Source organism: Oceanispirochaeta sp. M1, from assembly GCF_003346715.1.
In the GTDB taxonomy this organism is placed as follows: domain Bacteria; phylum Spirochaetota; class Spirochaetia; order DSM-2461; family DSM-2461; genus Oceanispirochaeta.
The window spans coordinates 18,115-42,270 of record NZ_QQPQ01000011.1 but is presented as its reverse complement, the minus strand read 5'-3'; the positions used below and the strand labels follow the sequence as shown (position 1 = coordinate 42,270).

The following is a 24,156-nucleotide window of genomic DNA, read 5'->3' as shown; positions in this document are numbered from 1 at the left end:
AAGTTCAGCAGTAATCATTCAGTCTCAGTGATTATCTCTTCATCATTTTTATCAGATTCTGAAGGATCGGGAGGATAAACCAGAGAGGCGCTGAGAGCTCCCGAAAAAAGAGATGCCAAACCCAGGGCAGCTATACCTCTCACAAGTCTCTCATTATCTTCCATGTCTATAGTTTGTTTTTCTGAAACATCTGATTCATTCATCACTTTATTTTCCTTACAAATATAAAATCATTCAGAAAGTAATTATGCAAAGACTGTGCCAATAGTGAATAAACCTTGATTTTAAGACTATTGATCCTAAAGAACTGGGATTTACCCCGATTACTGGTAAAATCGACCTATGGAGCTGAGAAGCGGATTTAATATAGAGACAGTGCATTGTATGCAGCCAAGGATACAGGGCGTAATAAATGTGTTGTATACACAGCTTCCAAATCCCTGTGAAAGATGCTGATAGGAAAATTATTAAACCGGGATAAAACAGTCTCAGTTATCCATCGTTCCTGTCTATATATAATTATTGTCAATAGAACTGCCGCTGAAACCATCATAAAAGAATAAACACCAAGAGTTAATATCAGATTATACAAAGCTTTTTTTTCTCCTTACTTTGTATAGGATACAGACCTTATATGTCATAGTACGGCATGCATATTGAGATATTTGATATTTATTTTATTTGAAGAATCTGAATGACTAAGCCGACATCTCCGGGATAATCAGAGCAAACATAACCCTTAATACTCCGCCCATCATCCTGCTGATAGGGAGAATCTCCACATCCAGAGTTCTGTTGATCAGGAGAATTGCAAGAAGGATATAAACTCCCCAGCGATTGTAAGATGTAACAAACCCAGTCTTTTTATTGAATATTGCCGTTACAACTCTGGAGCCGTCCAATGGAGGAATAGGAATCAAATTGAAGAGAAAAAGGAGAATATTGATAATCAGAACATACTGGATAACTGTCACTACGGCTTGGGTTCTCATAAAATCTAAAGCATCATTGAGATAAACAAACCTGAGAAGGAGTGTAAAGAGGATGGCTATCAGCAGATTTGAAAAAGGTCCTGCCAGTGAGGTCAGTACCAGACCCGGATATTTCTTTTTATAGCTCTCAATATCAATATGCACCGGCTTTGCCCAACCGAAACCTACTGTGAGGAGCATCAGGGTTCCCCAGAGATCAAGATGCTTAAAGGGATTGAGGGTCAGCCTCCCTTCCAGACGGGGAACAGGATCTCCCTGTAGAGAAGAGACCCAACCGTGAAAAAACTCATGAACCGCCAGGCTCATCAACAGGATGGGAACCAGAAAAATCAATTCCGTAATAGACAGACTGAACAGCATTTATGACCTCACTTGATCCTGATTATAGCAGGATTTCTACAGAGTGAAACCAATTCATGCTGCTCTTCAAATAAAAAGAAATAGACTCAATCCTTCAATCAGCAAATCAATCTGCCTTTTTTAGCCAACTGCATGAATGTATTAGAGAACAGACCATCGTCGGTCTCCCGGATAACTCAGACACAAAGATCCTTCCAATGAGTGACTCCATCAATCACCTGGGTAGGCTCCAACCCTTTATCCTCCCATTTTTTCACAACATATTCCACATCCTGAGGACTCAATAAAATGATGGTGATCATATCAAAACGTACATACATTATGAAGCAGACAAAGAAGATGAAGCCTCGCTTCCAGTGGAGTATTCCCTTTTAAAAGGCTCAGACAACCATCCCGGATAATCATCTTTCTGAGAAGTGCAACTCCCCTGGTTCTGGCTTTCTGAATCTTAAAGTTTAAAAGTCTCTCCAGGGAAGAAGCCCTGAATCCATCCAGTGTAAGATTCAATGCATGTTTTAGAAAGATATCCGGAATATCATCGGGTTCATACTCATCATATATACCAGGAAGACCTATACGGGCCGTTGTTTCATGGAGCTTAAGGATAAAGTCTATAAGGGGTCTGAGACTATCCTTCTCCTCTTCTGAGCAGATGCAATTATCCTGAAGTATCTGAGGAAAGGGGGGAATCTCATAAGAACTGTCAGGGTTATCCCGATTTCTTTTGTAGGGGGAGCTCTTTTCCAGCCAGGAATCAAGAGTTTGATCTGCCCGGCGTTCCTTAAAGTTGAAAATTTGAGTCATATTATTTTACTGACCTCCTTGGATGATATAAATACAGCATAGGAGGTGAATATGTCATTCTATGGCACACATGCAGATAAAAAAGATCGCTCCAATAAAAAAGCCCGCTCCAATAAAAACCGCCCCCTTTACCTGTCTGGGCACGGCAAATGAAGGTCCTTAAAACTGATATCATATGTGATATCACAATCCCAGGCATGCTGGACTTCCTAAAAGCGATATCATATGTGATATCACAATCAGCCCCTTTTAAAGAAAAAACTTAACTTAATATGTTGAAATAACCCCTTTTGATGACTGAGCAAAGACTGTATTCCTGATATAATCCTCAAACGATTCCCCCTGCATCAGAATAAGGATTAAAAATGGCTCCAGAGACAGACAGTAACATTACTAAAGAAGATATCGACAAATGCATTGAGGTTCTCTCTTCTCTGGCCCAAAACAATGATCAGTTTGCTCTTCTACCTGATGAGCAGAGAATTGAACTTATGAAGGCTGCGGGAATCGTCTCCAAGCCCGACAGCCTGCAAAGAAAGCATAGAACCAAGCTGATCCGAAAAATGGAAAGGCAGAAGATTGTCAAAGAAGAGAGAAAAGCCAGAGCCTCCACCGGAATACGCCTGGCAAGAGAAGCGGATGTATTTACAGCACCTGCTCAGCTGCAGCTCTGTGAGAATCCGGACGATACCAAAGAAGACCGGAAACTCCACTCTCCCAGAAACTGTTATGTCTGTAAGGCTGAATTTACGGCTCTTCACTCTTTCTATGATTCCATGTGCCCCAGCTGTGCGGAATTTAATTACCAGAAAAGATTTCAGAGTGCTGACTTAAGCGGTCAGGTAGCTCTGATTACAGGTTCCCGACTTAAAATCGGATATCAGGCAACTCTGATGATGCTGAGGGCTGGAGCAACAGTAATAGCCACAACCCGCTTCCCCGCTGATTCAGCTCTGCGCTATGCCAAAGAACCGGGATACAAAGAATGGGGTGATCGCCTCCATATATATGGCTTGGATCTTAGACATACACCCAGTGTCGAGATGTTCTGCAGCCATATTGAGGAAACCTACAGCCGTCTGGATATACTGATCAACAATGCAGCCCAGACTGTACGAAGGCCTCCCGGATTCTATACACACCTGATGGAAAATGAGAAAAAACCAATCCAGGAACTACCTGCAGAGGCTCAGTCCCTTATGATGAATTTTCAGGACTGTATAAAAAAACTTGATTCCTTCCACTGGGCAAAACAGGATACATCCATGCCAGTTTCATGGAATGGAAACAAACCCGCCATGGGTCTGAGAGACTCGGCTCTTCTTTCTCAGATACCCTATACACATGATGAGAATCACAGTGTGGAAGAAGTATTTCCTGAAGGGAAACTTGATGTGGATCTCCAACAGGTTGATCTTCGCAAAACAAACAGCTGGCGCCTTAAACTTGGTGAGATTCAGACAGCAGAGATGCTTGAGATCCAGCTTGTTAATGCGGTAGCCCCTTTTGTTCTGTGTAACAGACTCTCCACTATGATGAAAAGAGACAACACGGGACAAAAGCATATTGTTAATGTAACGGCCATGGAAGGGAAATTTTACAGATTTAAGAAGAAAGCTCGTCATCCCCATACCAATATGGCCAAGGCTGCTCTCAATATGCTTACCCACACTTCGGCTAGAGAGCTGGCTGATGAGGGTATATATATGAACGCTGTAGATACCGGATGGGTTACTGATGAAGATCCTGCTCAGCTTTCTAAACTCAAAGAAGATCTTCATGACTTCCAGCCGCCTCTGGACATTGTAGACGGGGCAGCCAGAATCTGTGACCCTTTCTTTGACGGCATAAATACCGGCAAACACTGGTGTGGTAAGTTTCTGAAAGACTATTTCCCCATAGACTGGTAATCTTTTAAAACAGACTCATCTGACTATCAAGATAACTCTTTTGCACAGCATCTCTGATCTCATCTTCAGGCTTCAGATGCCCGATTAGCAAGGGAGACCCGGGGTCATGATCCTTCCGGTTCTTTACCACTTCCCCCTTACTATAATTTGCATAGCAATACAGGCAGCCATGGGGGCATGAATTGTAGGCACCTATTTCGTTCTCCAGGAGACAATCACAGGACTCTCTCTTAGATTTCCTTTTAGGGATTACATACTCAAGCCCTGTCAGATCCTGCAGATCTTTTTTCATAAAACAGCCGCTGCTGTCTACTCCATAGGCATCAAGTTCCCTGCTTTCCGCGCAGCTTTTCACCTTCATGCCGTAGCTGCCGGCAATCCTCACAAAATGCTTAGCAAGAAAATGCTGATCCTCCCGGGAGACTTCTTTCACATCAGGAAAATTCCGCAGGGTCTTTTTATACAGATCCACGAAGCTGATAACACATACCTCACAGATCCCTTCTAATGAAGAGGCCATATACTCAAAGCTTTTAAGATAAAAATCAAGATCATAGCGCCTGCCGATAAATACAGGATCGTAGCGCCAGACCACAGCCTTCTTCCCCAGCTGAGCACTCAGATTTCCGGCGCTTTCAATGACTTCTGGATAAGGGGGAACCCCCAGTTCAATATCCCTTCCGTAGGGGGTAATACTGATAAACCATTGCTGCTGAAAGTCTTTCAGTTTATTCAGACCAGGCAGCATGGGAGCCGGATTCTTAGTTCCGAAAACTAATATATCCACCAAATCAGGATTCAGCTGATACCTCGTGACCAGGCTCGGAACATAGGGATTTCTGACACAGACAGTCCCCTCTTCCAGGCGATTATAAAACCACTCACTGTAGTAGGCAGGAATATCTGTTCTGTTCCCAATATTGAGAATCATGACTTTGCTCTAAATGAAAAATGCATTAGATTCGTTCCTGAACCACCCGGTTTTTCAGACATCTTATCAATTTCAATTTTATCTCCTGCTTTAAGAGGGCCCACACCACTGGGAATCGTATAATAAAATTATACCCGGAGCTCTTGAAATGAGTAAAGGACTGTAGCCGTCTGAGTAGACCCGGCTCTGTCACCGTTATTGATCAGGCAATATTCAAAGCTTTCTGAATAAGCCTTCCAATGATCCTTTTCATAAATTTTGGCTTCAACAATGTTAAATCTTCAATTTCCGTGGAACCCTTCGTTAATACTTCATAGCCGTCTTTGGTCACCAGCACCGTATCTGAATGCCTGAAACCACCAAGATCGGGAATGTAGATTCCCGGTTCAACACTGATAACCATATTTTCTTCCAGAATATGCTCACTGCCGTCAGCTACCCAGGGTCCTTCATGGTTTCCCTGACCTATACCATGGCCGGTCCGGTGGAGAAGGAATTCTCCATACCCCTGTTTCCGGAGATATCCTAATGCGGCTTTATCTACTTCGGCGCAAGGTACACCGGGTTTTATAATATCAAAGGCTTTCTGCCGGGCAGCACGCATATGATTAAAAACGTCCTTTTCTCTCTCTGTTGGTTTTGTTAAAAAGACGGTTCTCTCATTTTCTGAGGCATAACCGTTTACCCGGAGATAACTCATAAAAGCAAGGGGCCCATTTGTCAGTTTCCCGTCCAGTGGAGGTACACCATGAGGCATATGGCTGAACCGGGAGGGCCAGGTAGCAGACAGGAACTCACAGTTCAACGGATCAAACTCACCGCTTTTGATGACTTCCATCTGGATTTTCCGCCCTAGCCCAAACATCTCTAATACGGAGACGCCGTAGTATGCATTTTTTAACATCATGGCCATCAGTTTATCAGCGTAGCTGGCTGACTGCCGTATCATTTTAATCTCAGCCGGGGTTTTTATATGGCGCTGCCTGTTCACTATATCCAGGGGCTTCAGTTTCTTGACTTTAAGACAGGATTGATTCTCCAGACTTATACCCTGCTCTATCCCCAGGGTCTTAACCCCCTGAAGGATTTCATCCAATTTTTCCGGCCACCCTTCACCCGGGGGAGATGGAAATTCCCAGTAAGACTTCACGTCTCCTATATTGGCCTTATGAATATGATCTTTTTCAAGTTTAGGCACTAAAAAAGTGGGATCCCGCTGAGGCCATATGGTAATCAGAAAAGGGCGTTCCTGTGGTTTATAAGTTGCTCCGGTGTAGTAGTAGATGCTCTCGGGCTGGGAAATCAAAAAGGCATCAAGCCCCAGTTCTTTTATCTCTTCCTGCAGCCTGTTTCTTCGCTCGCTAAATTCTTTTGCTTCAATCATATAGTATTTATACCCTTCTCATAAATTTCAGGAACTTTGAATCCAAATCAGTATACACCTGCTCAGTACTTATCGCGAGTATTTATAAAGGGAGATACTTATTGTTCCACCGCCACTCTTAGACCTGGGATAGTAATAAAATATAATGACTATGAGCGCTGTATAAAATCAAAAAATGAAAATACATCTTCTACTTCCTCTTCATCACCAGGAGGAAAAAATCCAGCTACAGCCTCACATTTTGATGCAATATATTACAGGAAATAAATAGATTAATAGATCTTCATCAATTTTCATAAGAATCTTATGCTCAATACCCGGTTTATACCATCTATTTGAAAATCCAAGTATCGATGGATAATCTGTCATGAAATCCAGTTTTATATTATCCTTTACCCAGCGACAAATTGGTGCCCCGGGTGACATATCATTCTGGAATCCTTTTTTCCAGAATTACCCTGGCTTCATTCATTTCCCTCACCCGCCCGATTCTCAAGGCATCAACTACACTGAGGAGCTCATACAACTCTGGCAGTTCTTTGCAGAATGCGGGCACAGTCTTATACAGCGGCTCTACTTCCATCCCTCTAAGTGAACCCAACTGATGCTTCCAAACAAAATGATCATTCCCGGAAGTAATTATATCTCTTAAAGGTGCTGCGGAATGAGAGGTTGGAACTCCTTTCACTAATGCCCCCGGGACAACTGGAAAAACATAGCGCAAACCAAAAACAAGAAATTTGTCACAGATGTGTCGGATAGAACAGAAGAACACCATGACCTGTAGACATCATTGCTCCTTTTTCCTGGCTCCAGTCATTGTAATGAGGATAAAACTTCCCAGGAGAGGTATCTCTATTTTCTATTTCAGAAGGTTCTTTATTTCATTATAGATACTATCTCAGACCACAACTTTCATATTATTACGAGTATAATTTTTCTTTCAAAATTTACTCTGAATAAATGCCATTTTTATCACGTCCAAAATTACCCTCTGGAGTTTCAACAACTATATAATAATAATCTTGATCTACAGGCATTCCTTCAAGAAATGATTTAGCTGTTTTTTCATCCGGTCCATTATATATTTGATATATTTTTTCCCAGGGGACCATAGTATCATTGACTAAGATTTCAGTCGATTCACGTTCTTCTTTTTGATACGAAACAGTATAAGTGATAGCTTCGCTGTTAATTGTTTCTTTTGAGGATTTTTTGCCTAGTTTTTTTAAGGTTTTTCTTCTTTCCGTCTGTGTTTCAGTTTCTTGAGAGTTATTTAATGTTTTTATTACGAACTCAGCTATCTCTCTGATGGTTCTATCAGAATCCTCTTCAGATATTTGTTTTAATATATCTTGATCCGTAATAAGACCTGTAGCTTCCATACGGATATATCTATTCTGAGCAGATAGAGCAATAGTTGTGATCAGCTCATCACTTGATATTTTATAAATTACTTTTCTGCGGACACTCATTATCTCTTCTGCTTTAATATTTATTAACAGTGAAGCAAGCAATATTTCGTCATTAATTTTTTTTAAAGCTTTTTCACAAATAATACTTTCATCATCAATATTTATGGCTACTTCGCATATTATTTTTTGATCACTTAATTTATCAAAAGCTAAAGTTTTTGTTGGTAAACCAGCTCTCTTATTGATAATGATCATTTTTAAAATATTCTGATCCGTAATTCGTTTTGCTGCAGCCTCTTTAAGGTGTGAATGATAGAAACCCAATGCAATTTCATTAACCATTTGCTGATCTGATATCTTGTCAAATGCTCTTATTGCTACTTCCATTTCAGCTTTTAGTGCTATTTTTAATAAAAGATTATTCTTTTTAATTGTATTCTTAATGCGTTCTGCTTTTTGAAGTTTCTTTTCCCATTTCGTCATATTTTCTTTTTTCCTTTTTATCGTGATATTTCTATAATAAATCATTATAGATCTACTTAATTTCCAGGATAACCTGATACTGGAACTGGCCCTGATGTCCTTAATCAGCAGCCTCCAAAAGTTCATAACTATTCATTTTACCCTATTCACCGTGCTTTGGGGAGAGTTCTTACGCAGCAGTAAATTTTTATGGAATGTTATTTTGACAGTGCCAAATACCTGAATTTGGACTTCAGTACTACTGGGGATATTTCTACAAGCATCAAAAGGGGCGATCCCTATCTCAGGGATCTTACTCCCTGATGAAGCCAGCTTAATGATAAGATGCAGACTGTGAATTCAAACAGACCCGGTGTTTTCGGCAGGGATGGAAATAACCATCTGCAATACGCTGTCTGAGGATTCTGGTCAATTGCTGATAAATCGGTTCTTTGTTCAGATTCATTAAATCCTCCTCCGGCAGTTGAATCCGACTTAACAGCGGCCCTTCTCATGCAGGGTGTCCAGCATTGCCTTATAGTCTTCAGGCTTGACACCTTCATCTGGAATACCGATGAAGTCAAATCCATCGCTCCCAGCATGAATATCAGCGTTACAAATAAGACTCTTGCAGCGGGCAAAAAACCCCAGTACCAGTCTTATCAGCGTCGATGAGTGCCGGGGAGAGGACATACCCACAGAGATATTAGTGAAACTGAAAGCTTAAAATCCCGGAAGGGACACCCGGCTTTCTTATGCATTTCTGTCCCTGTAATGATAATGGTGATGCTCTCTATTTTGCAGAAGTAATCTACAGAGGAGATTGTTTCGAATTCCACAACCGCATGGGACCGATCCAGGTCAGCCTAAGGCCGAATAACGATCTCTACTCGTTCTGACAGAGCTACCCTTTCACTCCTCCTTCAGAAAGTCCCCCCGTCAGATTCTTCTGAATACTCATAAATAAGACGATTACAGGGGTAGCTGTCAGTACGGAGGCTGCCATAATTCTATCCCAGACTGCATTTTTAGAGACGAAAAGTGCCCTCAGCCCCATGGGAAGGGTATAGAGATCCTTGTATCCCTTCAGAAAGACGGAGGCAAACAGGTATTCGTTCCAGGCAATCATAAATGAATAGATATACACCGTGATTATGGCAGACATGGAAAGGGGAATGATAATGCGCCAGATGGTTCCCAGTCGGCTGGAACCCTCTATCATGGCGGCTTCCTCGATGGAAAAAGGTATGGTTCTGAAAAAGTTTCCCAGCATATAGAGGGAAACCGGCAGAGTCTGTACCATATAGATGACAAGAAGAGCCGCAAAGGTCCCGCCACCGGTAGCCAGAAATCCCAGGCTGACACAAACCTTATAAAGGGGTATGAGCAGAAGGATGCCCCCGAACATATACACAAAAAGAACTCCTCTTTGAATGGTTGCCCGCCCTTTATAACGCAGCCTGCTGAAGGAGTAGGCCCCCAGAATGGCAATTAATACAGACAACAGAGCCGCAACTCCCGAAATAACCAGTGAATTCAGAAAGTATCTGGGAAATGGAAAAACATCACCGCTGTTCCTGTATTTTGCAAGAATCGTATCTTTCTGTTTTTTAGTCATATCCGGAGTATTCTCCAGGAGCTCGATGATAGATTCAGGAACATTCTTCAAATCCTGTCCGATATTGAGCAATTCCTTATAGGCATCCGTATTGATCTGAGTTGGAATCAGTGAAGGGTTTCCCCAATCCCACTGATATTTAAGGGAGGTAGAGAGCATCTGAATAAATGGAAAAATACAGAATAGTACGATGAAAAGAATGAGGATATAAAATCCTGTTGTTCTGAGGGGACTGTGTTTCTTTACCATTTAAGGACCTTCTTAACATAAATGAGAATAAAACCGATGAGCAGGAGAAACTGGATTAAGGCAAGAGCAGCACCCTGCCCCATATCCATGGTTCCCACAAAGGCTTTGAAATAGGTGTATATGGACAAGACCTTCACATTGGTTGTGAGAAGGTATATTTCTTCAAACTTGTTAAAATTCCAGATAACCCGCAACAGCACGATAGAACTGGTTACAAAATAAATTTCAGGGAAAGTTATATAACGGAATTTTTCCCATCCCGAGGCTCCATCCACTTCGGCGGCTTCATATAAATTGTTGTCAATTCCCTGCAGCCTTGACAGGATCATCAGATAACTGAAAGGGAAATTTTTCCAGATACTGAACATGATGGCAACCCATACAGCAGATGAGGGAGAACCGATCAGATTAACCCTCTCTCCCAGCAAACCAAGGCGCTCCACAAGCACATCCATGACAATTCCATTGACCGGATCAAAGATAAACTGCCATGCAAAGACAACAGAAATAACGGGTGCCACATAAGGAAAGAGTACAAGACTCCTCACCAGCCCCCTCAGGGGAAAGCTCTGATTCATTGCCAGTGCGACAATCAGGCCGAACACTGTGGTTCCCACGGTGGTAAAAAAAACATAAACCACCGTAGTCCAGACTGATTTCCAGAAAAAGGGATCTGTCAGTACAGATCTATGATTTTCCAGACCTGTGAATGTATTTCCTTCATGGAGATTAACATCAAAAAAACTCAGGTAAATATTAAAAATTATGGGATATAAAATCAAAGCAAGGATGATAAATACGGCGGGAAACACCAGTCCCCAACCCAGTAACTCCTCCCTGTCTTTCTGTCCCAGTCTGCTAACAGGCAATAATCTTGTCATAAGATAACTCCGTGAGGAGAGAAATGCATCAGATCTCTCCTCAAACTGATTTTAAGGGGCGAATCTCCGGGAGTCCGGAGATTCAGTCTTGTCAGATTTACTGCAGTTTGCCCATTTCCTCTTCGGCCCAGGCCATGGCCTTATCCACATCCATTCCTTCCTGAGTAATTTTATACAGCATCTGAGGAATGATCTGTTTGGAATAAATAGAACTGGCCGCAGAGATTCTGTTTCCTTCCACAATACTGAAGGTTTCAATATTATCCAGACCGGCTATGATTTCAGCCATCTTATCCATTCCATAATTATTGAAGATACCCTTGGGATCATTCTGGAAACGGGCATTTACGGCAATTTCCTTAAGAACAGGATTCATACCGCCGGGAGCCATATGAAGCCAGGTGATATAGGCGTTGGGAGTATACAGATAGCGCATAAAACTCTTGGCAGCTGCCGTCTTGGCAGGATCACCCTGATCGGGGAGGGACAGAGAAACAACAACTCCGAATCCGGCATCTTCTGTATTTGTGATAGTAGAAGCCATTCTTGTATTCGCTACCAGATCAGGGTCAAAACTAGTTCCCGCCAGATCTTCAAAGTTGTCACTGGTCAGAGAACCGGCGGCAACCTCGGCAATGGCCAGGTCATCCATGATGTAGGTGGAGTAGAAGAACATGGCAAGTTTGCCCTGAAGATAGTAGTCTCTGGCTCTCCAGGTCTGTGGTCCGGGAGGATTAAATTTTGCAAGTTCAGCATAAAATTCAACAGCCTCTTTCATTTCGGAAGAGTTGAATATCAACTTCCCGTCTTTATCGAAGAGGGAAGCGCCATTTGACATGGCAAATTGTGTAAAACACTGCTCTGCATAGGCTTCTGCCATGGTTCCCACAAGAATACCATACTGGTTGTTGTCGGGCTGGTAGAAATATTCGGCGGCTTTAAGAATATCCCGCCAGGTAGAGGGAGGATTCAGACCGGCGGCTTCAAACCAGTCCGCCCGGTACCAGATTCCCTGAACCCAACCATGAAAGGGTGCGGCGTAGTAGCTGCCGGGGGTGCCTGTTTCATTAAGCTTGAGTGTTCCCGCATAGAATTTGTCTTTTCCAATTGTATTGATCAGGTCAGTCACAGCTTCTGAATCAAGGAGCCCCTGAGATCCGAAGGCTACGGCATTTTCTGCAGCACTTTCCAGAAGGGCCGGCAGATTGCCTGCGGCGGCAGCCGTATTGATCTGGGTGGGCATGTCATTTTCATCCACTGGAATAAGGTTGATTTTGACATTGGGGTTCATTATTTCAAATGTATCAATGAGAACCTGAATGGTAGCCTGTCTGTCCGACTGTGTCTGGGTGCTCCAGAAATCAATTTCCACGGGTCCTTCAGAGATCTGAGTTTCCTCGGCGGCCTCGCTCTGTCCTGCTGCAAAAGCAAAAGATGAAATGAGCAGAAGGGTCATAATCGTGATCAGTAATTTTTTCATAAAACTTCTCCTTTGAGATATTTATTTCATTATAATACCGGTATTTATGGAAGAGCATTCACGACTGAGTACCGGTTTAGTACCAATGGGATACCAGTTTTATTCGTCATCCAGAAGATAACGGCAGTATTCTTTTAATTCGGAATGCCTCGCCGCTTTCATGACGGACATACGGTCATGAACATCAAGTTTATTATAAATCCGGCTGATATGATTTTTCACAGTCTGATCAGCCAGGAAGAGCCTTCCGGCGATATGTGAGTTATCGTATCCCCGGGACATCAGGTAGAGGATCTCTCTCTCCCTGCGGCTGAGTACATCAATGTTATATTCGATCTCTTTGACAGGAGGATCTTCTGTTTCCGGGGGGCGGGGAATTGTTTTTTGACTGGATACAAGCTGGGAGGCAACAGAGGGGGATATCTGGAGGGTACCGTTATTAACAGCCCTGATGGAGTTGATAAGATCATCGGAAGGCATATTCTTGAGCAGATAGCCGACGGCACCACCCTCAAGAGCATCATGGACATAGGCGTCATCATCAAAGGTTGTGAGCATCATGATCCTGATTCCCGGCTGATTCAGATGAATCCTGCAGGCAGCCTGAACACCATCAAGAATGGGCATTCTTACATCCATCAGAATAATGTCGGGAACAAGACGAAGGGCCGCTTCAATGGCTTCCTGTCCGTTATAGGCAATTTCGACAACATCAATATCATCGGCTTTCATGGAGATCACTGTCTGCAGGGTTTCAGCAAACAGGACCTGATCATCAACCAGTAAAACTCTAATCAAACTGAACCTTCTTCCAGATCTTTTATCTCTACCAACGGGATTGCAATAGACAATTCAAATCCACCTGTAATATTATGATAATGTAAACGGCCATTTAATTCACTAAGCCGCTCTTTCATCCCCGACAGCCCGATTCCTTCATCAAATGAAAAAGCACCCAACCCGTTGTCCTGCAGACTGACCCGGAGGACCTTTTCCTGAATCCAGAAGTAAATTCTGATTTCTGTTGCCCGTCCATGCCTGAAGGAATTGGTCAAACCTTCCTGGATAAAGCGGAACACGGCCCGATCCACGGGGGCACCAAAACTATCGGGAGAATTACCATACTCGGTCTGAACCTCAATCCCCGTAGCTTCGGCAAACACTGAGACAAGTTGGAAAAAGGCCCTGATCCCTTTGGGCCGCCCTGATTCTTTTGACCGGAGGAGCCTCATGGCCGCCCTCGTTTCTTCCAGACAAAAACCGGCCTCAACCATTGATTTCCGGATCAGACTGCCCGCTTCTTCTGGATTCTGTTCAATCAACAGACCGGCCGCTTCCAGCATGATTCGAATATTGGTCAGAGAGTAACCCACGGTGTCATGGATTTCACGGGAGACCCGTTTCCTCTCCTTTTTTAATGTTTCCAGCTCCAGACTGTTTGAATATGATTGAAATCCCAGATTTGCCTTTGCCATGCTGCTTAAGGCATCATCCAGCCGGCGTGTCAGACTCTTTTCCTCACCATGATTTTTCCGCTCTCTTGTATATAGAGCCAGCAAAGTGATGAAAAGAACCGCATATATAAATGTACTGACCTGATCATGCAGAAGGGGTCCGGGAAGATCGGTATAGAAGGCGCTTCTGGGTCTCTGAAGAAAAATAGACAGACCCAGAGAGCAGAACATCCCCCATAAATTAGTTGGATACTCAGCATAAAATCCTGACTCAATCAACAGAGAAAGAAGGAGGGTGAATCCCAGCCAGGGATAGGCTCCCAGAGGATAGATCATTAAAAAGAAGAGAATAATCTTGATCAGGAATCCGGTGATTCTCACAGATTTGATATAAAACATAAAAATACTCAAGCCGGCACTTACAGCCAGAAGAATATAGAATTGCCAGGCAAAGCGCTCTGAACTGACGATCTGACTGCCCATCAAAAGGTATTGAACAAAGGCCAGTATCAGAAGAGTTAAAGAAAATAGGAGAATCTTTGGATCTGAAGGAGAAGCACTATCTGTTCTCAGAACACCTGCTTTCATAAACAGTCTTTCTCTATTAAAAAATATGATTCATCCATATCATTCTATAATACGCCAAATTGAAAACAAAGAAAGAAAAATTCTGATAATGCAATTTTTTTGATTCATTACTGCCGAAAACCTGCTTTCATATGAAACAGGTCACTGAAGGCCGGGCAGATGCCCGACCGGCCATACCAGGCTCAGTTTAAATCAAGGGCCAGTGATTTAATTTCAAATGGTTTGAATGACAAATTTATTTCTGCAGTAGAGACTTCACTCACATTCCGTTCGAGGAGATTGACAATTCTCCAGGATTTGAACTCCAGAGAGCTCTTAACAATCGAATCACAATCCATACCGGCATATTCATGCATCCTGATGATCACTGCTTTTCCATCTTCAGACAGTTTTACAGCATCAATCAGAATATTCTCATGATCAATGGAGATCAGAGTGTCTGTATTATCAACACAGCCATCAAAAAGACGAACAGGATTATTCAGAATCAAAGATTCCTTTTCAACAGCAGAAGCATATATGTCTCCATCATGGGGCAGAATTGAATAACAGAATTCATGTTTTCCCCAATCTGCCACCCGGTCCGGAGCCTCTGCAGACTTCAATAAAGACATCCCCAGAGTGGAATCTTTTATGCTGTAGCCATATTTACAATCATTCATCAAAGCCAGACCTCTCCCCCGTTGCGAAAGATCAGCCCACTTCTGCGCCGGAACCTCAAATTTGGCGAAATCCCAGATTGTATTGTTGTGTGTAGTCCTCTCTATATTACCGAATTGAACATCATAGCTGGCTCTGGTTGAACGAATATCTGTCTCAAAAAAGGTTCTGAGAATTGTATTCCTCTCTTTCCAGTCAACAACAGTTTCAAAATCGATACGCCTGCTGTCTGTATACAGTTTCATGTTCTGTGTAATCACTGATGAATTTAATTTCCATATAAATTCGACAATTTTAAGGACAGGACCATCTTCAATCAATCTTGAAGAGATCAAATTATCTATGGATTCACTTTTTTCCTGGTAATAGGGTTCAAGCTCCCAGGCATCAAAATATCTGGGTTTATCCTCAAATGCCTTCAAATCATTGTAAAATTTTCCTTCAGGAACGAGTTCCCGACCCTCTGACTTGTGTATTAAGGAGCTGATTTTACCGGCTTTGTTCCATTTAATCTTATAATACTGATTCTCAATCTCAAACAGATCACTGAGAGATTCTGAATCGTGGCGCTTTTTTAATTCATCCGGAGATTGTGAAAAATGTACATGTTTGAAAGAAAGGGGCTCCAGGTCAACAGAAAGATAATAACCATCGTTATTGAGACTCGTCTGATTTTTTATTTCAACCCCGGATTCATCTGAAAATACTCCAGAGGCATCAACGGCGATAAAAAGGGTCTCTCTGGTAGAGAATGAGTTGGGATTAAAGAGAGAATATCCCTCATCAGAACCTGCCATCTCTCTGACTGTGTCTTCACTGTTCTTTTTTAGTAAACCTGTTATTTCAGCATAGGTTTTCTCTGCTTCCTCATATACTTCATTTATACTTGAACCGGGTAAAATATCATGGAATTGACGTGTCAGAACTTCCTTCCACTGGGTTTCAAAGAACTCCTGAGGATATGTATCAACACCATTCATGATGGCTAATATTTCATTATTCCGGAGTGCATATTCCAGCTTTCTATTAAATCTTTTTGTTCTGGCCTGTGAAGTATAGGTGCCCCTGTGAAACTCGAGATACAGTTCACCATCCCAGGTATTCAAATCTTTATTATCTTTGAGATCCTGGAGTTTATCAAAATATTCTCCCGCATTCCCTGTAATCAACCTGGGATTTCCAGGAATTTTATCCAGCTTATCCACCATTTCAAGCATCTCTCTGGTAACACCGCCTCCCCCATCTCCATATCCATAACTCAGGAGCAGTTCATCTGTGAGACCCTTGTTGCTGTAACTTTCCCATATTCCATTAACAGAATTGGCATTGATCATACCGTTATAGGTATAAAAATCGAGAGATTCCAGTTCTCCTGCATCCCCCATGGTGGGAGTTGTGACGAAATGTGTGATGACTTCGGAACCGTCAATTCCTCTCCATTTAAAGGTATCATTAGGAATACGGTTGTACTGATTCCAGCTGATTTTTGTGGTCATGAAGGAATCAATATCGGCCAGTTTAAGAATCTGAGGCAGTGCGGCAGAATAACCGAACACATCGGGCAGCCAGAGCACATTACTCTCGACTCCAAACTCCTCATTGAAGAATGATTTTCCATACAGCAGCTGCCTGACGAGAGACTCTCCACCTGTAAGAAGACAATCAGCCTCAACCCACATACCGCCATTCGGCTCCCAGACACCCTCTGCAACCTTGTCCTTGATCTTTTCAAATATCTCCGGAGCATCCTGTTTCAGTTTTGAGTAGATTTGGGGCTGGGACTGAAAAAATATATAATTGGGATAGCGTTCCATGAGCTGTAAAACAGTAGCAAAAGATCGTTGAGCCTTTTCACGGGTATGTTCCAGGGTCCACAGCCATGCCACATCAATATGAGTATGCCCTAGACAGCGAACTACATCAGGATTTTCTTCCCTCAGTTCCAGGAGATTTTCTTCCAACATCCTATTGGCCTCATAGATTTGCTGAGTCATTTTTTCCGGATTGTTAAGGGATATCATATTATATGCCTGATTCAACAGGTCCATAAGGCTCTGGTAGAGTGTGCTGTTATGATCCATTTGGTTCAGAGTCTGAAGCAATGCCTTCAGCAGATAATGAAAATCATCAACTTTCTTATCCAGAATCGAAAATTGACATTTCTTGATCTGATGAGTCAGTGAGATATCCATCTCATTACCTCCCCCATCCAATCCAGCCCACAGCATGAATTTCATCTCAAATGAGAGGAGTCCGCCGGGAAGAAGCACTTCCCGATGATTCTTATCCACTCCCTGATATTTTTCTCCATTAAGAATACAGAGAGACTCAAATCCGCTGTTGTTACCCATACCCGTTCTACCAAAATCAAAAAAACCGGCAACAAGTTCATCCCTGAAAGATTCAGGTAGATCTACATTTAAAACGATCCATCCATATTGGTCATACCCACCCCAGCTGAAACCGGTTTTTATGGTCTGAAGTCTGGATTCATCCAGCTCTCTACCCTCACAGAACCGGATATCAAAATCATTAAATTGTTTGCTGTAGCGAACAGAGTCAAGACTGGAGAGCAGTTTGACGCCCTTTTCATATGTATATTTTAGCTTATGATTCATTGTATTAACCTCTACATATTCAATTAAGAATATTCCTTTTGATAATTAGATTTTCAATGCATGTTCAGAAAAATTGATGATAATTATTTGATAGAACCACCCAGGGAAAATCCATTGGACATAAATTTTTGTGACAAGATATATAATCCTGCAATTGGTAATGTATATAACAGAGAAAATGCGGCCAATTGACCGAACTGCACTGAGCCATATGCTCCGAAAAACTGATATATCGCAACTGAGGCAGGCAACTTTTCCACCGAACTTATCAGTATAAAAGGAACAAAAAAGTTACCCCAGCTTCCTGAAAAAGTAAATATAAAAACAACAAGGATACCTGGCAAAATTGCAGGGAAAATAACATGTTTCAGGGTTTGCAGAGTATTGGCGCCATCTATCCAGGCGGCCTCTTCCAGGGTCAAAGGAACATCATCAAGGAAGTTTTTCATCATCCAGATGCTGTAAGGCAACGCAGTGGAAACCAGAAAAAGAGTGGTCGAAATCAGCGAGTTTATGATTTTCAACTCAAAAAACACCATATATACAGGAACCATGATTGCCGTAATTGGTAAACCAGTCAGGAACAACAGGCTATACATGAGTGTGCTCTTACCTTTTATTTTATACCGGGATAAGGGGTATGATGCCAGGATTGACAGTATGACAACCAGAGTGGCCTGAGAAAAGGATATAAAAAAACTGTTTAAAAAGGAACGATAATTTGAACCCTTTGTTAAAACATCTTTGTAATTATCAAGTGTTACATTCTCGGGAAGGCGAACAGCTAAGGGGGCATTCGCATCGAATGAAGCGAATACAAGCCAGAGCATAGGCCATATAAATAAAAAAGCAACAAATAGAAGTGATGCTCTGGTACCATATGTCTGAATGATTTTTTTAATTCTGCTTATTGTGATTTTATTAGTGATACCTGGGGTGAAATCGCCCATTGAACTCTCCTGGAAATATGTTAAGAACAGTAAATATCGTCCTCTTAAACTGAATGTTTAAATGACTTTAATCTGTTGTATATTTAGACTTCATGCTTAAAACTTTTCATGTAAAAAAAGCTCAATAGAATACCAAACAATAAAAGTACGATGGCCATGGCTGTTCCATATCCCAACTGATATGACACAAATGACTTCTGGTACATATATATTGGAACTGTTGTTGTATCATAACCGGGTCCTCCCCCTGTCAGGGCGAAAATCAAACCGAACAATCCGATTGTCTGCAGGGTCACCAGGATGGTATTTGTCACAATGGTCCCCTTGATGATGGGAAGTATTATCCTGAAAAGAAGCTGAAAGCAATTGGCCCCATCGAGCCATGCAGCTTCGACGGCATCATCTGGTACATTTGACAAGGCAGACTGATACATGAGCATCGAGAATGCCGTACCTCTCCAGATATTTGCCAGGATTACAGCAAGCATTCCATAGTCAAACAACCATGCCACGGGTTTAATTCCGAATCCTGCCAGAAAATTATTTAAAGTACCTGCTGTATTAAAGAATGCAAAAAATACGAAGGCAACGACAACTTCGGGAGTTACCCATCCTAAGAGAACAGCTGTACCGACAATACGCTGCAGACCCTTATTCTGCTTCTCCATAACACGTGCGATTGCAAATCCAAGTATCTGCTGACCCAAAACAGCCGAAAACAGCAGAAAAACAACTGTGTTAACCAATGACTCAATAAAACGGGGATCAGAAAACATCTTTGTGTAATTTTTAAATCCAACAAAACTGAAATTCTGTGATTTAACACCGATTAAGGTTTTATCTGTAAATGAATAAATAAGAGCCATAATAGACGGTGCAAAATAAAATAATATAATCAGAATAAGCGCAGGTGATAGAAAACCTATTATTTTTATTTTTTGCCTTATTTTTTTATCCAAACCATATTCTCCAATATTCAATCAGAGGCATCCCTGAAAAGGATGCCTCTGATCAGTAATTTATTTTTCGATCCAGTTGCCTTCGTCGGAAAGGTCTTTTACATTGGTAGCATATGATTCAGCGGCTTCTTCAGCGCTCATCTGCCCTGTGATAACAGACTCGACAGCTGACTGTATTTCAATCGAAATACTGGGATACAGTTCCTTTCCGGGACGGAAGTGTGTGTATTCCGCAAAAGGAGTCATGTCGGCTCTGAATTGACCACCCTCGATATATGCCTTCTCTACAGCCACATCTCTTCTTGTAGTCATATCTCCGGAGGTATTAACATAGATAAGCATATTTTCCTTATTACAGGCAATTTTGATAAAGTCCATTGCCAGATCTTTGTTCTTTGATAAAGAAGAAATACCCAGGGTCCAACCACCACTCATAGATGTGAAACCATCACCTGCGGCTCTTGGCATGGGAGTGACTCCAATAGAGTCTTCATAACCCTTGAAGTCTCCACCTTTCCAGTTACCGTCCAAAAGGATACCGACTTCCTGACCCTGTGGCATTTTTTCATTCAGCACCATCCAGCTCTGTGCATCGAGCATAGTGGCCAGTTCATTGTTATCATAAATACCCATATCATAGAGATTCTGGATAAATTTCAGAGAAGCTGTGATACCGTCAGCCTTGGCAACCCATTTATCACCATCAATAATCCAGTCATCTGTGCCTGAAATCAGCATTTCAAATGTCTGCATTGTCGTTCCTTCACCCTGAGCCTTAGCACCATTCATCCATATGGGATAGGCAATGCCGGCATTATGCAGTTTTTGTACGGCATCAAGAATATCAGACCAGTCTTTGGGTTCAAAGGGTAGAGCTACACCGGCTTTTTTAAAGACTGTACGATTATAATACAGACCCCTTGTATCTGTAGAGAACGAAACAGCATAGGTTTTACCATCAATCTTCATTCCCTCTTTAACATTTCCAGCAAACTGATCGTTGTATTCAGCCCACTCTTCTGTCGGTATGGCTGCAAGATACCCAGGAGCCGCCAGAGCCGGTACCAGAAAGCTGTCCACGTGGACAACATCTATAGAATCATCTGATTGAAGAATTAATGCTGTTTTTGTATTGTAGTCAGCCTCATTACTTAAATTGGCAGAAAGCTCTACAGTAACATCGGGATAAGTGGCTTCAAATTCTGCCTTTGCAGCAGTCATCCATTTGGTCATGGCTTCACTTCCACCGGGTTCTTTGAAGGCAATTTTCACAACCTTCTTAGCGGAAGTTCCCTCGTCACCAGCTCCGTTGGCAAACATCATGCCTGCAGATAGCAGTACCAGCAATGTTATCAAAATTTTTTTCATGCTTTTCTCCTCTTTGATTTAATAGTATGAGGAATACATTACAACCCATTTGACCTATTGTCAAATACATTAGTACATTTAATATTTTTACAATACATTTAGAGAACCTTACGACACAGAGCTGGTAGTTGTTCCATGAACCAGTTCGGCTGGAAGAACTTTTTTTTGTATATCACTCTCACCCTCGATAATCCGGTTGAGCATCTCCATTGCCAGTTCACCCATCCCATATTCATTCTGTCTGAGATGAGTAAAACTGAACTGACCGAAATAATCTATGGGACTATCAAAACAGATAATGGAAATATCTTCTGGAATTCTGAGATTTAGTTCTTTCAAGACATCAGATGCCAATAATGCTAGACGATATTCACTCGCAAAAATGGCCGTTACACCCTTCTCACGGGAGAAAAAATCAATAAGAATTTTCTTATCAGCTTCCATATTTGCCAGTAAATCCGAATCAGGCATGGGTATGGTGCTCTGGAAATCACTTAAAAATAGTGATTCCCGGCAGGGTATATTAAAAGCATCCAGTGCAGATCTGGCTCCCTCCATTCGATCTTCCAGAGCAGAAGTATTGCGTACAGGAGGAGTAAGATAGAGTATATTCCGATGTCCGTTCTCATAAAGATACTGAACAGCCTGATAGGCAGCAGCAATGTTGTCAGTCCCTACAAAAGACGATTTCAAACCTCTTAACTCACGATCCACCAATACAAAAGGAAACCCTTTGATTGATAATTCCATAATTACAGGATTGTAGAACTCACCATGCTGAGGAAGGATTATCAGACCTGTAACCCCCAGGGCCAGAAGGTTCCTAATCGCCTTTTCCTCAAGTTTTTGATCACCCTTGGTTAATTTCATGACAAGAAAGAAACCATGCTTCTCGGCTTCTTTCTCCATTCCTTCTACAATTTTCATTTCAAAACCGGATGAGAAATCCGGCAGGATAAACCCGATGACCCTCTGACCACCGCCGGCCATGGAGAAACTGGGTGTAAAATGACTCTGTAATCCCGCATTCCTACGGGTATCTTCATTAAGCATCACAACAGATCCTTTTCCCCGTTGCCTTGATAAGAAACCTTCATTAACAAGAAGCTCCAGGGCCTTACGGATGGTCACCCGACTGACATTAAACTGTTTTGTCAACTCCATCTCAGTTTCCAGGGTGGCACCATCCTGTAACTCACCACTGTTGATTCTGTTAATTATATGTTTGTATATTTTATAATACTGAGGTTCTTTCATTCATTACCGCCTAATTGTACTTAACAATAATACATTTAATCAAACAATATCAATAGAGTGATAATAATAGTCCCGGGAATACATGCAATATTGCTGACATGATGTAAATGAATAAGGCTAAGTTAGGGTTTATAATACTATTCATTCGATCTGGTAATGCGGTTACGTCCTCTCTCTTTTGATATATACAAGGCAGCATCTGCACGTTTCATGGCGTCTTCAAAGGTATCGTCTCTCTTAATCTCTGTTATGCCCATGGAAATACTGACACCGGTCTGTTCGAAAATGGTATTTTTTAAACGTTCAGAAATCTCCTCGCCCCGGTCCATTCCCATACTCAGGATAAGAATAAACTCATCCCCCCCAAGGCGGACTAAGCAGTCTCCGCTTCGTAAACCGGATCTGGCTATGAGGGCCACCTCAATAAGCACCTCATCTCCTTTGAGATGTCCCAGGCGATCATTTACATCCTTAAAAAGATCGATATCAAAATGAACCAGCACTAAAGGATCATACTGATTCTTAAAGAATTTCCGCTCCTTACTCAGATAATGATCCAGAAAGGTTCTGTTGAAACAGCCGGTGAGTGAATCATGACAAGCTTTCCAATGAAGAGTCTTATGGGAACGATAGATATAGATTAGATAGATAATGATAAGGAAGAGAGAAAAAATGGCTCCGGACAGTATGGTAAAAATAAACTTTCTCCTGAACTCTCCGTAATATTCACTTATGTCCAGTTCGATTAAAAGGTGGTTCTTTATTTCCGGGAGGTAGCTGACACTGACAAGAAAAGATTGATCATCGGCTTTATACCAGTGTAGAAAACTGTTTTCCTCAAAAGTCATTGATAGATCCTGTTTGTCCAATTCATATAGACTCCAGATATCTTCTCCTCTTCGTTCTTCAGGCAGCCTGATGGTACCGTCTCCATCCAGAAAGGAAATTTTTATTTTCTCGTTGAAATCTTTGACTCTGCTGTATATGGATTCATATGATAATCCCAATCCAATCAGCCCGACGATCTCTCCCTCATGGTTTCTGATCTTTCGATCACCGAAGAAAGAGTATAATCCTTCATACTCCTCCTCAACTGGATAATACAGGGTAAAACGATAATCTACAGGATATTCCAGCATCTCCAAAACCCATTGATCTCTATCACTGGTATAATCAAGGGACAACACCCGACCGAAACTGTCAAAATAACTCTGAGACTTCAGATCGACCAGGCCGATATTTTTGGTATTTAAACTCTCACTCCAATCCATGAGGCGGGACAGGATAAGGGCGGGATCATTTACTGATTCCCCCCAATTCAGTTCATCCACGATTTCTTTGACCAGCAGATCACTGATGAGGCTGTATTGGTAGTTCTTCTCTTCCAGAGTTGCTGTTACTATGCTGACAGTCATAGGAAGAGTACTGTCCAGTATCCCTTTTTTGAAAGTCTGCTTTTGAAAATAAAAGTGAAATATGTTAATAGTAAGAAATCCGAATGAGAGTAGAATTAAAGACAGAAGAAGGGTATTAAAAACCATCCTCGTTTCTTTTTTTTTGAACATGATATGGGCCTTTTGAAATGTATTAATATGATTTTATCATAGTAACCCCTTTTCACAGCCCCGCAAGGCATTTTCCTCGGTATATTAATTATTATTGAGATCTAATGAGGTACCGGGGAAGAGAGCAAACATACAGCTTCATTTATTTCAATGCAAACCCATACAACTTATTCATCATCACATGATAATTTGTATTGCTAATAAGAAAATCGATGCTAGGATAATTTAAAACCAAAACAGATTGGAGGAAA

At 41.8% G+C, this 24,156-nt stretch carries 21 protein-coding genes; 1 reads left to right on the top strand and 20 read right to left on the bottom strand.

Annotated elements, in window-relative coordinates; all coding sequences use genetic code 11:
* Positions 1-14: 14 nt before the first annotated feature.
* The 3 genes from DV872_RS09500 to DV872_RS09490 form a co-directional block, all read right to left on the bottom strand.
* Positions 15-203, bottom strand: coding sequence for a hypothetical protein (locus DV872_RS09500; protein WP_114629691.1), 189 nt, complete (start codon positions 201-203; stop codon positions 15-17).
* 495 nt (positions 204-698) lie between these two features.
* Entirely contained in the window at positions 699-1,352 is a 654-nt protein-coding gene (locus tag DV872_RS09495; RefSeq protein WP_114629690.1) for a site-2 protease family protein, read from the bottom strand.
* Between the two features lie 303 nt (positions 1,353-1,655).
* Entirely contained in the window at positions 1,656-2,156 is a 501-nt protein-coding gene (locus tag DV872_RS09490; RefSeq protein WP_114629689.1) for a hypothetical protein, read from the bottom strand.
* A 365-nt stretch (positions 2,157-2,521) separates the two neighbouring features.
* Between DV872_RS09490 and DV872_RS09485 the strand changes: the two genes are divergently transcribed.
* Positions 2,522-4,066, top strand: a complete 1,545-nt coding sequence (locus DV872_RS09485; protein WP_114629688.1) for an SDR family NAD(P)-dependent oxidoreductase — start codon at positions 2,522-2,524, stop codon at positions 4,064-4,066.
* Between the two features lie 4 nt (positions 4,067-4,070).
* Here DV872_RS09485 and DV872_RS09480 read toward each other — a convergent pair whose 3' ends face one another.
* The 17 genes from DV872_RS09480 to DV872_RS09400 form a co-directional block, all read right to left on the bottom strand.
* Positions 4,071-4,997: a DUF1848 domain-containing protein gene (locus tag DV872_RS09480; protein WP_114629687.1), complete on the bottom strand. Its 927-nt coding sequence runs from the start codon at positions 4,995-4,997 to the stop codon at positions 4,071-4,073.
* Between the two features lie 202 nt (positions 4,998-5,199).
* Positions 5,200-6,381, bottom strand: coding sequence for a Xaa-Pro peptidase family protein (locus DV872_RS09475; RefSeq protein WP_114629686.1), 1,182 nt, complete (start codon positions 6,379-6,381; stop codon positions 5,200-5,202).
* Between the two features lie 427 nt (positions 6,382-6,808).
* Positions 6,809-7,069, bottom strand: a complete 261-nt coding sequence (locus DV872_RS09465; protein ID WP_147283138.1) for a hypothetical protein — start codon at positions 7,067-7,069, stop codon at positions 6,809-6,811.
* Positions 7,070-7,331: 262 nt separating this feature from the next.
* Positions 7,332-8,279 (bottom strand): hypothetical protein, encoded by a 948-nt coding sequence (locus tag DV872_RS09460; protein ID WP_147283137.1) that lies wholly within the window; start codon positions 8,277-8,279, stop codon positions 7,332-7,334.
* 313 nt (positions 8,280-8,592) lie between these two features.
* Complete coding sequence (locus DV872_RS27110; RefSeq protein WP_255525881.1) at positions 8,593-8,724, bottom strand: hypothetical protein; 132 nt, start codon at positions 8,722-8,724, stop codon at positions 8,593-8,595.
* A 29-nt stretch (positions 8,725-8,753) separates the two neighbouring features.
* A complete protein-coding gene (locus DV872_RS26380) occupies positions 8,754-8,951 on the bottom strand; it encodes a hypothetical protein (protein ID WP_147283136.1) in 198 nt (65 codons plus the stop codon).
* A gap of 211 nt (positions 8,952-9,162) precedes the next feature.
* Entirely contained in the window at positions 9,163-10,125 is a 963-nt protein-coding gene (locus DV872_RS09450) for a carbohydrate ABC transporter permease (protein WP_114629681.1), read from the bottom strand.
* Entirely contained in the window at positions 10,119-11,006 is an 888-nt protein-coding gene (locus DV872_RS09445; protein ID WP_114629680.1) for a carbohydrate ABC transporter permease, read from the bottom strand. Before DV872_RS09445 ends, DV872_RS09450 begins: the two co-directional genes overlap by 7 nt.
* A gap of 97 nt (positions 11,007-11,103) precedes the next feature.
* On the bottom strand, positions 11,104-12,486 hold the full coding sequence (locus tag DV872_RS09440; RefSeq protein WP_114629679.1) for an ABC transporter substrate-binding protein: 1,383 nt from the start codon (positions 12,484-12,486) through the stop codon (positions 11,104-11,106).
* A 99-nt stretch (positions 12,487-12,585) separates the two neighbouring features.
* The gene (locus DV872_RS09435) at positions 12,586-13,284 is read right to left on the bottom strand and encodes a response regulator transcription factor (protein WP_114629678.1); all 699 of its coding nucleotides are present in this window, start codon (positions 13,282-13,284) and stop codon (positions 12,586-12,588) included.
* Positions 13,281-14,528: a sensor histidine kinase gene (locus DV872_RS09430; protein ID WP_114629677.1), complete on the bottom strand. Its 1,248-nt coding sequence runs from the start codon at positions 14,526-14,528 to the stop codon at positions 13,281-13,283. The genes DV872_RS09435 and DV872_RS09430 overlap by 4 nt, the downstream gene beginning before the upstream one ends.
* Positions 14,529-14,710: 182 nt before the next feature.
* On the bottom strand, positions 14,711-17,806 hold the full coding sequence (locus tag DV872_RS09425) for a glycoside hydrolase family 38 C-terminal domain-containing protein (protein ID WP_114629676.1): 3,096 nt from the start codon (positions 17,804-17,806) through the stop codon (positions 14,711-14,713).
* A gap of 83 nt (positions 17,807-17,889) precedes the next feature.
* Positions 17,890-18,756 carry a carbohydrate ABC transporter permease gene (locus tag DV872_RS09420; RefSeq protein WP_114629675.1) on the bottom strand — a complete coding sequence of 289 codons (867 nt, stop codon included), beginning with the start codon at positions 18,754-18,756 and terminating at the stop codon, positions 17,890-17,892.
* Positions 18,757-18,839: 83 nt separating this feature from the next.
* Positions 18,840-19,715, bottom strand: coding sequence for a carbohydrate ABC transporter permease (locus DV872_RS09415; RefSeq protein ID WP_199563457.1), 876 nt, complete (start codon positions 19,713-19,715; stop codon positions 18,840-18,842).
* A gap of 60 nt (positions 19,716-19,775) precedes the next feature.
* Complete coding sequence (locus tag DV872_RS09410; RefSeq protein ID WP_114629674.1) at positions 19,776-21,083, bottom strand: extracellular solute-binding protein; 1,308 nt, start codon at positions 21,081-21,083, stop codon at positions 19,776-19,778.
* Between the two features lie 108 nt (positions 21,084-21,191).
* Positions 21,192-22,340 (bottom strand): substrate-binding domain-containing protein, encoded by a 1,149-nt coding sequence (locus tag DV872_RS09405; protein WP_114629673.1) that lies wholly within the window; start codon positions 22,338-22,340, stop codon positions 21,192-21,194.
* Between the two features lie 137 nt (positions 22,341-22,477).
* Positions 22,478-23,905, bottom strand: a complete 1,428-nt coding sequence (locus DV872_RS09400; RefSeq protein ID WP_114629672.1) for a sensor domain-containing diguanylate cyclase — start codon at positions 23,903-23,905, stop codon at positions 22,478-22,480.
* Positions 23,906-24,156 lie beyond the last annotated feature (251 nt).